Source organism: Streptomyces sp. NPDC111744, assembly GCF_055634995.1.
In genome coordinates this window covers 839617-852709 of the sequence record NZ_JBVKCG010000001.1, presented here as the reverse complement: position 1 = coordinate 852709, position 13093 = coordinate 839617, and the positions used below count along the sequence as shown (strand labels likewise).

Annotated in this window: 17 protein-coding genes; 7 read left to right on the top strand and 10 right to left on the bottom strand. The window is 67.3% G+C overall.

Annotation, left to right across the window (positions count from 1 at the left end; all coding sequences use genetic code 11):
- Positions 1 to 80: 80 nt before the first annotated feature.
- Entirely contained in the window at positions 81 to 221 is a 141-nt protein-coding gene (locus ACZ7OO_RS04075) for a hypothetical protein (RefSeq protein ID WP_471501261.1), read from the bottom strand.
- On the bottom strand, positions 221 to 568 hold the full coding sequence (locus tag ACZ7OO_RS04070) for a hypothetical protein (RefSeq protein WP_471501190.1): 348 nt from the start codon (positions 566 to 568) through the stop codon (positions 221 to 223). Before ACZ7OO_RS04070 ends, ACZ7OO_RS04075 begins: the two co-directional genes overlap by 1 nt.
- Before the next feature lie 181 nt (positions 569 to 749).
- Here ACZ7OO_RS04070 and ACZ7OO_RS04065 point away from each other — a divergent pair, with 181 nt between their 5' ends.
- Positions 750 to 1019 carry a GntR family transcriptional regulator gene (locus tag ACZ7OO_RS04065; protein WP_471501188.1) on the top strand — a complete coding sequence of 90 codons (270 nt, stop codon included), beginning with the start codon at positions 750 to 752 and terminating at the stop codon, positions 1017 to 1019.
- Between the two features lie 113 nt (positions 1020 to 1132).
- Here the strand turns inward: ACZ7OO_RS04065 and ACZ7OO_RS04060 are convergent, their stop codons facing one another.
- The 6 genes from ACZ7OO_RS04060 to ACZ7OO_RS04035 form a co-directional block, all read right to left on the bottom strand.
- On the bottom strand, positions 1133 to 1843 hold the full coding sequence (locus ACZ7OO_RS04060) for a hypothetical protein (protein WP_471501186.1): 711 nt from the start codon (positions 1841 to 1843) through the stop codon (positions 1133 to 1135).
- A gap of 25 nt (positions 1844 to 1868) precedes the next feature.
- The gene (locus ACZ7OO_RS04055; RefSeq protein WP_471501184.1) at positions 1869 to 2759 is read right to left on the bottom strand and encodes a hypothetical protein; all 891 of its coding nucleotides are present in this window, start codon (positions 2757 to 2759) and stop codon (positions 1869 to 1871) included.
- Between the two features lie 19 nt (positions 2760 to 2778).
- Positions 2779 to 4062: an enoyl-CoA hydratase/isomerase family protein gene (locus ACZ7OO_RS04050; RefSeq protein WP_471501182.1), complete on the bottom strand. Its 1284-nt coding sequence runs from the start codon at positions 4060 to 4062 to the stop codon at positions 2779 to 2781.
- 1 nt (position 4063) lies between these two features.
- Positions 4064 to 4366 (bottom strand): hypothetical protein, encoded by a 303-nt coding sequence (locus tag ACZ7OO_RS04045; RefSeq protein WP_471501180.1) that lies wholly within the window; start codon positions 4364 to 4366, stop codon positions 4064 to 4066.
- A gap of 61 nt (positions 4367 to 4427) precedes the next feature.
- Positions 4428 to 5399 carry a hypothetical protein gene (locus ACZ7OO_RS04040; RefSeq protein ID WP_471501178.1) on the bottom strand — a complete coding sequence of 324 codons (972 nt, stop codon included), beginning with the start codon at positions 5397 to 5399 and terminating at the stop codon, positions 4428 to 4430.
- Between the two features lie 65 nt (positions 5400 to 5464).
- Positions 5465 to 6133 carry a hypothetical protein gene (locus ACZ7OO_RS04035; protein WP_471501176.1) on the bottom strand — a complete coding sequence of 223 codons (669 nt, stop codon included), beginning with the start codon at positions 6131 to 6133 and terminating at the stop codon, positions 5465 to 5467.
- A gap of 549 nt (positions 6134 to 6682) precedes the next feature.
- Between ACZ7OO_RS04035 and ACZ7OO_RS04030 the strand changes: the two genes are divergently transcribed.
- The 5 genes from ACZ7OO_RS04030 to ACZ7OO_RS04010 are packed head-to-tail and all read left to right on the top strand — an operon-like array spanning position 6683 to position 10547.
- The gene (locus tag ACZ7OO_RS04030) at positions 6683 to 6985 is read left to right on the top strand and encodes a hypothetical protein (RefSeq protein WP_471501174.1); all 303 of its coding nucleotides are present in this window, start codon (positions 6683 to 6685) and stop codon (positions 6983 to 6985) included.
- Positions 6982 to 8388, top strand: a complete 1407-nt coding sequence (locus ACZ7OO_RS04025; protein ID WP_471501172.1) for a hypothetical protein — start codon at positions 6982 to 6984, stop codon at positions 8386 to 8388. Before ACZ7OO_RS04030 ends, ACZ7OO_RS04025 begins: the two co-directional genes overlap by 4 nt.
- A gap of 46 nt (positions 8389 to 8434) precedes the next feature.
- Positions 8435 to 9238 carry a hypothetical protein gene (locus tag ACZ7OO_RS04020; RefSeq protein ID WP_471501170.1) on the top strand — a complete coding sequence of 268 codons (804 nt, stop codon included), beginning with the start codon at positions 8435 to 8437 and terminating at the stop codon, positions 9236 to 9238.
- Positions 9235 to 9948, top strand: coding sequence for a hypothetical protein (locus ACZ7OO_RS04015; protein ID WP_471501168.1), 714 nt, complete (start codon positions 9235 to 9237; stop codon positions 9946 to 9948). The genes ACZ7OO_RS04020 and ACZ7OO_RS04015 overlap by 4 nt, the downstream gene beginning before the upstream one ends.
- A complete protein-coding gene (locus tag ACZ7OO_RS04010) occupies positions 9948 to 10547 on the top strand; it encodes a hypothetical protein (RefSeq protein WP_471501166.1) in 600 nt (199 codons plus the stop codon). Before ACZ7OO_RS04015 ends, ACZ7OO_RS04010 begins: the two co-directional genes overlap by 1 nt.
- Here ACZ7OO_RS04010 and ACZ7OO_RS04005 read toward each other — a convergent pair.
- Positions 10537 to 11100 (bottom strand): hypothetical protein, encoded by a 564-nt coding sequence (locus tag ACZ7OO_RS04005; RefSeq protein WP_471501164.1) that lies wholly within the window; start codon positions 11098 to 11100, stop codon positions 10537 to 10539. The genes ACZ7OO_RS04010 and ACZ7OO_RS04005 overlap by 11 nt on opposite strands.
- A gap of 18 nt (positions 11101 to 11118) precedes the next feature.
- On the bottom strand, positions 11119 to 11787 hold the full coding sequence (locus ACZ7OO_RS04000) for a hypothetical protein (protein ID WP_471501162.1): 669 nt from the start codon (positions 11785 to 11787) through the stop codon (positions 11119 to 11121).
- Between the two features lie 584 nt (positions 11788 to 12371).
- Here ACZ7OO_RS04000 and ACZ7OO_RS03995 point away from each other — a divergent pair.
- Positions 12372 to 13091 (top strand): hypothetical protein, encoded by a 720-nt coding sequence (locus ACZ7OO_RS03995; RefSeq protein ID WP_471501160.1) that lies wholly within the window; start codon positions 12372 to 12374, stop codon positions 13089 to 13091.
- Positions 13092 to 13093: the final 2 nt, after the last annotated feature.

Below are 13093 nucleotides of genomic sequence, written 5' to 3'. Positions count from 1 at the left end.
ACACCTGGCACCTCGCCCCGGCCACCGCATAACGAAAGAGGGCCGCCCGGCCTACGGCCGGACAGCCCACGACAAGATCTTCAGCAACCTTCTAGGCGGGAGAGATACCCGCCGTTGTTGTCCGTGACCAGGTAGCACGGCTTGCCCTCGGGGGTGGGCCAGGGAAGGAGGCGGGGGGAGATCAGGACGTGCGTGTGCGCGTTGCTGCTGGCCTGTTCCATTACGCAGCCACCTCCGGCGCACCGATCACGTGCTGGTCGAGGTCAATCCCGAAGTCGGCGGCGAGTACGAGGGCGAGACGGCGGCGCTGCTGGAGAGCGGCCTCGCGCTCGTGGGCGGTGAGGTAGGGGCGGACCAGGGCGGAGTCGGTGCCGTCGAGGGAGGTGGCCAGGCCGTACGGCGAACGGTGGTGCGGGAGGTGCGGGCGCTCGGCGGTGAAGGGACAGCGTACGAGGGAGAGGTGGACATGGGGGAAGGGAGGGCGGTGAGGGCGGCGGCGCCGTTTCCCGGTACCGGGGGCAAAGAGGAGGCGCAGCCATTCGAGGGCGCGGGGGATAAGGTCGTGCATGTCGACGCTCCTATGCGGCGTTGGCCATGCCCCGGGAGGTCTAGCCACCTCGCCGGGGTCCTGTCATTTCGACCATACCGCAACTGCGTCCCCCCGCAACCCTCCGATGCAATCTGCGTTCCACTGCGGTGGGACGCGTTCTGGTCCTGCGATGTGCGTGGGGCTGCGGCACGGTAGATATATGACCGAGCTTCCGCGCTATGAGTACGTGAAACTCGCCGACGCCATCGCGGCAGACATCGCCTCCGGGAAACTGCCGCAAGGGGCCGCGCTGCCCGGTGAGCGTGCCATGACGGATCTCTACCGCGTGAGCATCGGCACTGTGCGCCGCGCCATCGTCGAACTCCGGAAACGAGGGCTGGTCGCGACGCTGCCTGCGAAGGGGACGTACGTCATCGGGATGCCGGAGCCAGACGGCGACGCACACAAAGAGGACGGATCGAACGTCTAAAGGGGCCGCGCATTGCGTTGCGCGGCCCCTTCTGCCCTGTTGGCTACTCGGCAGCAGCAGCAGCCCCGCTTCTTCTCAGGACGCAAGCACAGGGGGTGCCGGGCCGTGGGCGCTCACTTTTCCAAGGACGACTCGCCGGCTCCGCCGCTCCCTTGCCCTGCTGAGCCCGGGTCGTTTTCAGGAGCGGGGAAGGACACGGTCCGTAGGATCGCCACCGTCCCGTCGCAGAACTCACCCCAGTATTCGGTGGATGCCGTATTGAGGGAGAAGACGGCGGTGTATGAGCCGGTCGGGAAGGGGACATGGACCTCGATCTGACCGGTCAGCAGCTTCTTGGGCTGGCCGTCGGCCGTGATCGCAGGGTTGAGGCTCAGCTCCCGCAGGGTGATGCAGGAGACCGCAGGGCCACAAGGCAGGTCCATCCAGCGAGCGTCGTTCAAGGGATCGCCGCTCAGCGCGGCGAGGATGCCCTGCGCCGCGACCTCCGGATCCGTTTGATCTGTCTGGACGGCGGCCACGGTAAAGGCGCATTGGACGACACCGCCGTCGTCTGTGGAGAACAGGCCCAGTGCGGAGTACGCGAGGCCGCTGTCCGACAGATACTCGGCGACGGCCTCGTAGTAAGGAGCCGCGGGGGTCCAGACCGTCTCGTCGCCCCGGGGGTACAGCTCGCGCACGAAGGTGTGGGCGAGTTCGGCGCGTTCGTCCGAGGTTTCGGCGAGCGGGAGCGCGAAGAAGCCGTCGGGAGTAACAAAGTTCATCGGGGGTATGGGGCTGCCGCCTATGTCGCTGACGACGGGGGCGGCGTCCGTGGGGATAGCCATGGGAGCTGTCCTGGGTGGGAGTTGGTCAGAAGTCGTAGTCGCCGGGTTGACGCGGAACATCTTCGCCGTTGAGGTCCATCAATTTCTCTACGGCGATACGTCCGCCGACCGGTGGGTCCTCCGGCCCGAGCTGTTCGACGAGGAAGTTGCCGCTCGGGCGGCGGCTGATCACCGGAGATGTGTCGAACCCGCTCTCGGCGACCAGCGCGTCGACGGTACGGCGCTGGCCGGGAGTGAGGGCGGCCCGGGGAATCAGTTCGTTCGGGATGGACAGGTACCGGAACCACTGGCCGCTATGCACGTGAAGGCGGCACCAGGAGCCGTCGGTGAACCGGATGACAGTGTCCGCCTTGTCCCTGCTGTACGTTTTCCTCTCAACCGCTACGACATCGCCGCGCTCGCACTCCCACAGGACATCGGCCTCGCTGGTGCGGCCCCCGGGGCACCCGATGATGATGATGCGTTGGTCCGTGACGAACGCCTTGGTCCGATAGGAGGCCTGCCTGCGGTCCCGATCGAGTTGCCAGGGCAGGGTGCGGGCGATTGTGCCCGGTGCGGCGCACATGACCGGGAAGTCCTCGACCTCGTTCTCGGGATCCTCGGGAGGCGTCTTGACCGGGCTGGAAGGCCCCTTGATGACGCTGCCCGATCCGGCCAGGCTCTCCAGCCCACCCACGACCACTGCGAAGAGCGCGGTGAGGCCAATGCGGCCTGCGGAGCGCGCTCGACCACTGTCCTCGCTACGAGGCGTGTAGACCGGCCCCTCGGGCCAGTCCGGAAGCTCGCCCTGAATGTCGTTCCGACTGGTGTCGCGGAACCAGCGCATTCCGGCGACCTTCGGGGCGGTACCGGTGGCGAATGTCACGAGACACCGGGCGAGCAGCAACTCGTCCGGTCGTGGCTGCCAAGCAGTCATGGGATGGGACCTTCGTTGGTCAGTGGGAGGTTGCGGCTTGGTCGAAGCGATCGCCCGCGTTGATATGTTCCTTGGCCTGCGTGTAGATGCTGAACGCCTTCGGGGCGATCTTGAGTGTTCCATCGATGCCTCGACCCAGTTTGCTCAAGGGGTCGACGTTCAGTTTCTCCGGAGTAAGCAAATTCCAGGTCTTGGTGCCCATTGTCTGCCCCTGCCGGTAGCCGGCGTTCATGACTCCGGCCAGTCTGTTCAGCTTCGAGCTTTCGCTGCCCACTAGTTGCGTTTCCTTCGTCCCCCAGAGGGTTACGGACTTCCCGAAGGCTGTCAGGGACTTGCCGCCAGCCACCGAGCCCGCCTTCTCGCCGAAGGAGATCAGGTTCCGGCCAGTTCGGGGACCCAGGTCCCTGAATCCCGCACCGAAGACCTTGGCCTCGGCAGCAGCGTCCACACCTTTCTCGATCATCACGCCCTCCTTGCCGAAGGCGCCGATGCCCGGCAGTAGACCGAGCGCGTCCGTCCCGAGCTGCATCCAGCTGACGTCCGCTCCAGCCGCCTTGGCAATCGAGTGGGACAACAGAGCCAGTCCGCTTGTGAGGACGGCCGCCGCACCGAAGATCGCCCCCAAGGGTTCGAAGGGGAGCGTGATGATGGCCAGGAGGCCGAGTACCGCCGTGAGATCGCTGAGGACATCGCCGACCATCTTGATCAGATCCGCGTGATCTTCCAGCCACTTCCCTGTGGCGTCCCACGCATCCGCGATTCCGTGCCCCAGCTTGTCCCAGAATCCGGGCTCGTCCGGAGCGATGTCACCGGCCTTGTCCAGCTCCTTGCTGATCTGGCGGGCGGCCGTCCGGTAGTCCTCTTCCAGCTCGTGGACCTTCTGGATGACGCCGTCCACCGCGCTGGAGGCCTTGCCGAGCTCCATGCTGCCGTCGCTGCCGGCCTTGGCCTGTGCCGTCGCCTTGGCGTCGAGTTTTTCGCCAGCGATCTTCTCCAGTCGGTCCGCCCGGTCCTGGAAGTCCTGGAGGTCGCTGGCCCAGCGGTGGAGTGCGCGGGAGGCCTTGTCGAAGGAGTCGTGGCTCTTGCGGACGAGCGGGGTGACGTCCTTGCCGATGTACTCGGTGAACGCGACCGCGGTCTTGCCCTTCCAGGCCCCGCACTCGATGCGTTCCAGCTCGTACAGCGCCGTACCCAGCTCGCCGGCCAGCTTGCCGAGCTGCTTTGCGAGGTCCCGGGTGTCCTCGACGCTTCCCGGGGTCGGGTCCCAGCCTATGTGGGGGAAGGCCGGCCGTTGCCCAGCCACGTCACTTGCCCTTCTGCTGCGGAGTCTTGAGGGACTCGGCCAGGTCCAGGTCGAGCTTGCCGAAGCTCTCCCCGATCTTGTTGATCATCTTCACGGCACCCTGGGTGTGTTTGCCGAGCTGCTTGATGCCGTATTCCCAGTCGTCGGCGAAGTCCTGGACGTCTTCGACGAGTTGCTTTTCGCCGACCGCTGAAGCGTCAGCGCTGCGGAGTGTGCGGCGGGTTGTTTCCATGCGGTCGCTGATGGACGAGAAGGTCTTCTTCAGGTCCTGGAAAATCGTGTCTTCGAGGCGCAGGTCACTCATGTCGGATTCCGGTCTCCTGGAGCGGCCGGCGGTGAGAACTTCGCGGGCCGCCCACATCTCATCAGCGGTTGACCGCCTGGATTTCCTTCACGGTCACGTCCTGCTCGTACGTGGACAGGCCGTCGGGCAGTGCTGGCTGCTGCGCTGGCCCGTCCGGGTTTGCCGAGTCCGTCCAGGTGACCTTCCAGGTGATCGACGCCTTGAAGGGGTAGGTGCCGGTCCCGGACGAGCGGAGGTAAGTGACGTTGCAGCTCGCGTCCTTGCTGTCGACCGTATAGCCCTTGTCGGCCTTGACCAGGTCGTACGTGCAGGACTGCGGGTCGGCGTCGGCGGTGCCGGCCTCGACCTTGAGCGCGACGGGGGTCGCGACGGTCGTGGCGGCCATCTGGACGCCCTTGTAGTTGATGCTGGCGGTCGTCCAGACGCGATCGAAGTCGCCGTCCAGCTTCACGCGCGTACCGAGGTTCACCTTGAGCCGGTCGGCGCTTGGGCTCAGTACCACGGGTGGCTTCGGCAACTTCGTCGAGTTGTAGGCGAGTTCGGAGAGGATCTCCGGGGTCAGTTGGTTGGGGTCCGCCTTCGGCTGGGCGGGCGGGACCCAGATCTCCCAGTTGTCCGTGGTGACGGGGCAGGCCTCGCTGAAGTCGTCGTTGCGGAACTGCACCTGCCACCACAGGCCCTTGTCGCCCTTGTGGTAGTCCTCGTCGGCGCGCTTCTTGGCGTAGCTGGCCGCCGGCTCCTGGGCTCCCTTGTACGCGGACTTGATGAACTCCTCGTACTCGTCCGACGTGTACATCGGCTCGTACCAGCAGACGGGGGGCTTCCAGTTGGCGTTCGAGGACGTGGTCTTCGCTGTGGAGGTGGACGAGCCTGTCGTCTTCTGGCTGATGCGGATGTGGGCGCCGATGGTACCGGGGCTGGAATCTCCGCCGGAGTCGTTGCCGTTGTTCGCTTGGTCCGGCGGGGTGGTGCCCCCCGTACCCGTACCTCCATCGCCGCCCCGGGTATCGTCCGCGTAAGCCGGGAAAGGCATACTGAGTGCCAGGATGAGACTGGTGACGGCGGTCGCCCACACAGCGGGGCGAACGGTCCTCGCCCCTACTTCTGCACGCACGAAGTGTCCCCCCTCTTCCAGTTCTGCTGCGTCACCTGCCAGTCACCGGCCGAGCTTTTCTGAGCCTGCAGCGTGTAGAGGACGAAGCTCTTGTCGCTGGCCTTGGTACGCAGCACCTTCTCCGTCTTGATCTCCTTGCTGTATGCCTTGCTCTGGTCCTCGCAGTAACGGGCCGCCGCTGTCTTGCCGTTCGCGACGTCCATGACTTCGAAGTCGTAGTACCGGTAGTCGCCGGTGACAGTGAGCCCGTCTTTCTTGACCGTCTCGACACGGTTGGCCCAGTAAGTGAGGGCAGCTGCCGCGAAGTACCGGTTCATATTGGTGGTCTGCCCGACGCCTTTGGCAAAGGCTTCGATGTTGGCCTGGGCCGAGTAGGCCACGTCCCGCAGGATCGCGTCCTTGGTGGCGTCCCCAGTCGATTCCCGCTCCACTGTCACCTTGATGTCCGACGGAAGGTCGAAGCTCGGTGCGTTCTTTTCGGTCGAGCCGGACGCAGAGGGGGACGGCGACGCAGAGGCTGCCCCTTCCGTTCTGTCGGCCCCCGCGATCTTGCCGTTGTCCTTGGAGCTGTCGTCCCCGCCCCCGCACGCCGTCAGCAGCAAGGCTGCGGTCGCGGCGAGCGCGGCGGCAACGGGCAAAGTGCGGCGCTTCACTGTGGTCTCCCCGTGAGACAGAAGTTTGTCAAGGACCCAAACGCTATCTGCGGGTTTCCCGGTTCGCCAGCGCGAACTTCCTTACCAACTTGGGCGATGTGCCGCGAATCGGGCGCTGTGAGAATGGTCCGTTTCCCGATTGTGCCCAAGCGTCCCAGGCTTCGCGCGTGCCCGCGAGAAGAGGTCGCGGTGGTGGCCGGTGCTCCCCGGCGGCGACAGTGAGCCGCGATCCGCCGCGTGGGCGGGGGTGGCTTTTCCCTCGCAGGGCAGGCTGTCCAATTCGACCTGTGGAATCTGTGTTCCGCTCGTGCCGCGGTGATGTGGCACTGGATCGCTGGATATTCACGACATCTGTGCGTCTTCAGCCCCGAAGTGCGGGGATTGTGCGGATGTGGGGCGGTGGTTGGTGCGACCAGCCGGACGGTGCCCTTCCTTGGGACTCCCTTTGCGGCCTGTTGGTTGTGACCCCGAAAACCCCCGACCCACAGTGACCCTGGCCGTCTGTGTCCTGCGGGGCGGACGGGTAGGCAGGCGTTCACGGGGGTAGTAGTGGCGGATCACGTCAAGGTGTCCACGACCGAGTTGCGGGAGATCAGCCGGTCTGTCGCGAAGTTGAAGTCGAACTTTGAGCATGCGAAGGATCTCGTCGACTCGTACGGCTCCGAGATCGGGTCCGCTGATGTGGCCGGTGCCCTGGACGACTTCGCCGACGACTGGAAGAAGAAGCGCCAGCAGCTCTGTGACGGGCTGGAGTTCCTCGGGAAGACCGCGGGCGAGGCGGCCAAGGCCTACGACGGGGTCGATCAGCATCTCGCCGACGCTTTGCTCAAGGCCCAGTCGGGGGACAAGTGAGCGATCACGACTTCTCCGGCGTCGACTGGCAGACGGCTCGGTACGACGACAAGGAATTCACGCCGGGGGATCCGTATGAGGTGGCGCGGCTCGGCAAGCGGATCGCCGACACCGCCAAGCTGATCGAGGAGCAGGCCGGCAAGCTGAACAACCTCGTTGACGGGAACGGGTGGGACTCCGACGCGGGCAGGGAGTTCACCAAGAAGACCGGGGACACCGTCCAGCTGCTCAGCCAGTCACATCAGCGGTACGCGGCGGCCGGGGCGGCCCTCGGATCCTCCGTGCCGTACGAGCCCATCGCCGACACCGTCCGGGAGAACTGGGCCACCGCCCTCAACCACGCCCAGAATCGAGTTCGTGCGGCGCTCAAGAAGGCCGCCGCCGCCGACACCGACAGCCGCAATTATCAGAAGCAGATCGACCAGCACCCGTCGAGCGACGACAACCACCCCGACAAGCAGAAGCTGAAGCGGCAGAAAGAAGCCTCGGACGGGGACCTGGACGCCGCGAAGCGGGAGCTTCGGGCCGCGCTCGACTACCGCGACACCCAGGCCGGGTACGCCGCCAAGGCCATCCGGGATGCCATCGACCACGACGGGTTGAAGGATCCCAAGCACCACTGGTGGGACAACTGGAAGGACTGGGTCGCCGACATCGGGCACTGGGCGGGGGTGGCCGCGGCCGTTCTGGGCGTGCTGGCCCTCGCCCTCAGTTGGGTGCCGGTCCTCGGCGAGGTGCTCGGCGCGCTGGCGCTCATCGCCTCGGTCGTCGCTCTGGTCTGCGACACCATTTCGGCACTGGACGGCAAGGGCACCTGGCTGGACGTCGCCATCGATGCCGTCGGCGTGCTGTCCTTCGGCGCCGGGCGGGTCCTGGGGACGACGGCCAAGGAGGCGGCCATGGCCGCCCGGGGGGCGTCCGCGGTCAAGGATCTCCAGTTGGCGCGGGAGATCGGGCTCAATCCGACGGCGGCCCGCGAACTCGCCGAGACGCTCAACGGGGTCAAGCCCGGCGAGATCGGCAAGGCGCTGTCCGAGGGGCCCACGAAACTCCTGCCGCGGATGCGCTCGGTGGTCAAGGAGTCGCTGAACCTCAAGGCGTTCGCGACCGACATCCGCGATGCCCCCGCGGTGCACACGGCAGCCAAGGCCTTTGCGGAATCGGCGCCGAAGCTGTCGGAGGTCGCGGACTCCTCGTTCAAGACCATGGCGGGTCAGGCCAAAGCCCTCTACTACGGCAGTCAGGTACTGCCTCTCCTGGCCGGCTGGTCGAATCTGGCCCACACGAACCCCGACGAGCCGTGGGCCACCGGGCCGAACTTCCTCCAGGGAGCGAAGGAGATTCCGGGCATCGGGGCCGGCGGAACACCGTTCTACAACTGGCATTGGAGTACCAGCGGCTGACCCGGTCGGCTGTCTGGTGTCCCAGAGCGGAAAGAGCAAGGATCACGTGGCGAGTGGGGACGAGCGGTCCGTCGACGAGCTGTTCGCGGAACTGCCGGAGAAATGGCAGCGGTCACTTGAAGAAGTGGGCCTGGGGCTGCCGGAGCTGCGCCGTATCGCGGCCGGCCCGGAGGGCATGCAGCGGGTACGCAACATCCTCGCCGAGTTCTCGGAGGCCACCACCAACCCTCGGCCTGCGCGGGGCGGGTACGGCGGCGGAACGCCGGTGTGGCCGTGGGCCCGGCTGCTCCTGGTGGCCGCCGTATCGGTCGCCGTCTGTCTGCTCTCCAGCCTGTTCATCGGCAAGGCGGCGGCGTTCGTCGGCCTGCTGCTCGGGCTGCCGGTGTTCTGGGTGGCCTTCAAGACCCGTGACTCCCGCGGGGCCCCCGTCACCCGGTATGTCACCGCGGCCGCCTACCTCGTACTCGTCCTGGTCGGCTCTTACTTCGCCAACGCCTGGTATTTGCAGCTGCGCGGGGTGGAACAGACGGTCACCATCGCCGCGCCGACCCATCAATGGACACATGGGACCCGTGAGACGTATTGCAGGGTCCGGCTGCGGGACGGGTCCGTCCACGAGGTGATCGACAACAAGGAGAACTGTGCCGACCGGGTCGGGCAGACGACCACGGCCGTCGTCGACCCGGCAGGTCACTACAAGCCCTCTCTCGGCACGAAGTCCGACATCGGCGGCGTCCTCGAGGGCTACGTCTGCCTGGGCGCCGCCGTTGTGCTCGTTCTGGCACCGGTGACGGTCGTGGTCATGGGACGCCGCAAGCGGTACGACCAGGCGATGGGGACGGCGGTATGAACGGCGAGAGAGCCCGTGCGGGCGGTGCGGCCAGTACGGCTGACGCGGCCAGTGCGGCTGATACGGCCAGCGCGGCCGGGACGAACACGAACGTGTCCGCGTCGGCCGACACCCCTGACCCGCACCCCGCACCCCCCTCCGACTACCGCCTCGCCGTTCCCGAGGGGTGGGAGCGGATCGTGCTCGACCCCGAGCGGTGGGCGCACCGTATCGACAAGCTGGTCAAGCGCGGTCTACGGCGTACGAAGGCCGGTCCGCAGCTGGAGGCCGCACTCGCGGAGCGGATGCGGGAGCAGGCCGAGGCGGCGCACGCCAACGGCGGTGTCGAGATGTACGTCATGAACCAGATCCTCGGCCAGGTCCCGGTCTCCGCCGGCCTGGTCGTCACCGTGCTACGGCCGGCTCCCGGTACCGAGGCCGGCGACCTCGGGGACATCGCCCGCTCCCTCGCTCTGCGCGGGACCGCCGAGGACGTCACCCTCGTCGACCTCCCCGCCGGCCCGGCCGTACGCCACCGCTATCTGCGTCGCCCGGCCGCCGATGACCCCGACGGCAACAAGCTCGCCGTCACGCACCTGGACGTCCATCTCGCCGTCCCGCACAGCGACCAGCGGCTGCTGCTCTCCTTCTCCACGCCGATGGAGCCGCTGGCGGACGCCCTGGTCGGTCTCTTCGACTCCGTCGCCCGCACTCTGCAATGGATGGCCTGATGCCCGAGTTCGCCGCGTCCACGGTGCGTATGAGCGTGCCCGAGGACGCCATATCCCTGCCGGTGCGCGTGGCACGGCTCGACCTGGACGCGTGGGCCGCGGAGGCGGCCGCGCACCGCGTCGGTCCGGACGACGACGAACCCCGGCTCCGCCAGGCCCTCGCCGCCGAACTGCGCGAGGCCGCTGCCGACTCCCGCGAGCGCGGCCCGATCACCGCGCTGTCGTACGTCCCCGAGCCGCGCCTCGGCGAACTCGCCCGGATCGAGCTGTCCTCGCTGGTCGCCGACGACACGTACCCCACCATGACCGTCGACCTCCTCCAGCGCTACCTCGCGGCGCCCACCCCCGTCTCCTACCGTCCACCCGAGGCGGAACTCCGTACCCTTCCCGCCGGTCCCGCGGTGCGCGTACGGCACGCGTACGTCCAGGACGTCGGCCGGGACGGGCTGGGGACGGTGATGGAGACCTGTGTGTACGGCATCCGCGCCGATGCGACCTGGGCGCTCGTCCTGCTCACGTCCTGGCGGGCATTGGCCCACACGGACGCCCTGTGCGAGCTGACCGACGAGCTGGCGGGGACCGTCCGGGTCATGTCCTAGCCGCCTCGGCTCGTCGGGTGAGGATCACCATCCCCCACACCAGCAGCACGGCCGAAGCGATCGTCGAGGCGATGCCCACCGCCCACAGCCAGGGGTAGTGGTCGAGCACCCAACTCGATGTCCTGGGATGGTGTTTGCCGCCGTTGTCGACCGCGTTGAAGGCCAGGGAGAGGAACGGGACGAGCAGGGCCGCTGTCAGAACGGCCAGCACCGTGCGGGCCAGGGCGCGGGCCGGGCCGGCCTTCCAGGACCTGCGGCTCGCGCCGTACATCGACCAGAGGAACAGGGTGAACAGCAATGGGGCCGCCACTCCCAGGGACACTGCGAAGGCGTATGCCCCTCCCGGCCAGTTCCGCGCCGCCCAGCGCCAGGTGTCGTCGCCCCAGAACTGGTCGACCAAGGCCGGCAGGACGATGCTGCCAGCGACCGCCAGAAGACCCAGACAGCCGACGAATCCGTCCCTGCTTTTCCTCTTCCTCTTCTTGTCGCCTTCCCGGTACCGCAGCGCGGCCGGAGCCGCCTTCGGGCGCCTGGGCTTGGCCGATCCCCCCACGGCGTACCCCTCTCTCGGTCAGGCCGCTGTCAGACGGGATACGAGGGGCTCGCCCTCCAAGGACGTCAGCCGGCACCAGGAGCCGTCCGTGAAGGTGATCCTGAAGTCCCGCTTGCCGAGACTGAAGTGCCGCCGCTCGACCGCGGCGACCGTGCTCAGGTCGGTCTCCCAGAGCACCTCCTCCCAGGGTTCCCTGGGGTCCTGCAGCCCGCCGAGCACCAGCAGCCGGCGGTCGGTCAGGACCAGATGTGTTACGTCCGTGTCGGGGCGGCGATCCGGGTCCAGCTCCCAGGGGAGCGTACGGGCGATCGTGCCGGGTGCCGCCCACAGCACCGGGAAGTCCTTCTCCTCGTTCTCCGGGTCCTCGCTCTTGCCGAGGGAGCCCGAGCCGCCGGGGCCGCCCCCCACTCCCGATCCTCCGAAGACCGCGGTCAGGACGATGAGACCGAGGAGGAACACGGTCGTCAGCACGGCCCAGACGACAGGGCCCACCCTCGATGCCAACCGGTACGTCGGACCGGTCGGCCACCCCGCCAACTCGCCCTGTATGTCACGGCGATCGGGGTCCCGGAACCAGCGCCGCCCCTGGACCCGGTCCGCCGCGCCCGTCGCGAAGGACACCGGGGCACGCGCCACGAGCTCCTCGCCCGCAGGAGGCTTCCAGGAATGGCGATGCGGCACGGTCACGGTCTGGCATCCTCACAGTCATTCCCGGCAGCGAACCCTTCACCCGGCCGGGTGATCCTACTCAGCCCGCGCCATCGGCAACCGCCGTAGCGCCGAGGGCGATTCCGCGATCCGCGCTCCGGCCGGATCCGTCCCGGCATGCGTCATTCCGGCGGCCCCAGCCATCGCTCGGGCACCGGGCAAGATCACGGCATGTGTCGGGTGGGTCAACGTGAGCAATTCGTGCAAACTTCATGGGTGCGTGGTGAGGGTCGCGGACCCGTACCGAGTGCGAACAGGGAGTTCTGGATTCGCCGACGCACAGTTCGGTACGCCTCCACGTCTCCGTACTCCCAACCGCCGCACATGTCTCGGTCGTTGCAGATCGCAATGACGATTGCAGTGAGGTCAAGGTGTCCCGGCGCGCCTTGAGGGGCTTATGTGTGGCTGATACGGTGCGAGCGCTTGACACTCACCCCGCGGCGAAGTATTCGGCCGAGTCGGGGTGATTCGTGTGGAGTGTCCGCTTTCGCAATGTGGAAAGCGTTGACGGAGTTTCAGAGTTCTTGACAGACAGAGTCTTGGGTGTAACGGGGAGCGGTTGCGTGAAGATCCAAGAGCGTACGGGGGCGGGCGTCGGTCGTTCCGCCGGTCCGGCTCAGCCTTCGGTCGGTGACCGGCTTCCCACCGCGCCGCGTGAGCGCAAGCCCGCGCTGGCCGCGCTCGCGGTGCTGCTGATCCTGCTGGGCGCGCTGGGTGCGACGACGCTCGTGCTGCAGGCCGGCGACCGGGTGGAGGTCATCAAGATCACCCAGGAGATCCCCGCCGGGTCCTCGGTGACCAGCAACAACGTGACCTCGGTGATGGTCGCGGCCGACGACAGCATCCACTACGTCAAGTGGTCCCAGCTGGACGGCCTGAAGAAGCTGAAGGCCATCAACACCATCCCGGCCGGGGTCGTGGCCGTCGGTGAGATGTTCGGCAGCGGCAGCTCGCTGGCCGCGGGGAAGTCCACCGTCGGGCTGTCCCTCAAGGAGGGCCAGTACCCGAACAACCTCCAGGTCGGCGACACGGTCGCCGCCTACCGCGTCGTCACCAACACCTCCTCGTCGACCGGTGGATCCTCCTCGACCGGCAGCGGCGACCCCCTGATCGTGAGCCAGGCCAAGGTCACCTACGTCCCGCCGGCCAAGAGCGGCGATCTGGTCAGCAGCACCAACCTCGCCATCACGCTCGCCGTCGACAACGACAAGGCCGCGGACCTGGCGCAGGCCGCTGCCAACAGCCAGGTCGCCCTGGTCCGCGTACCCGGCAACGGCAACTAGAA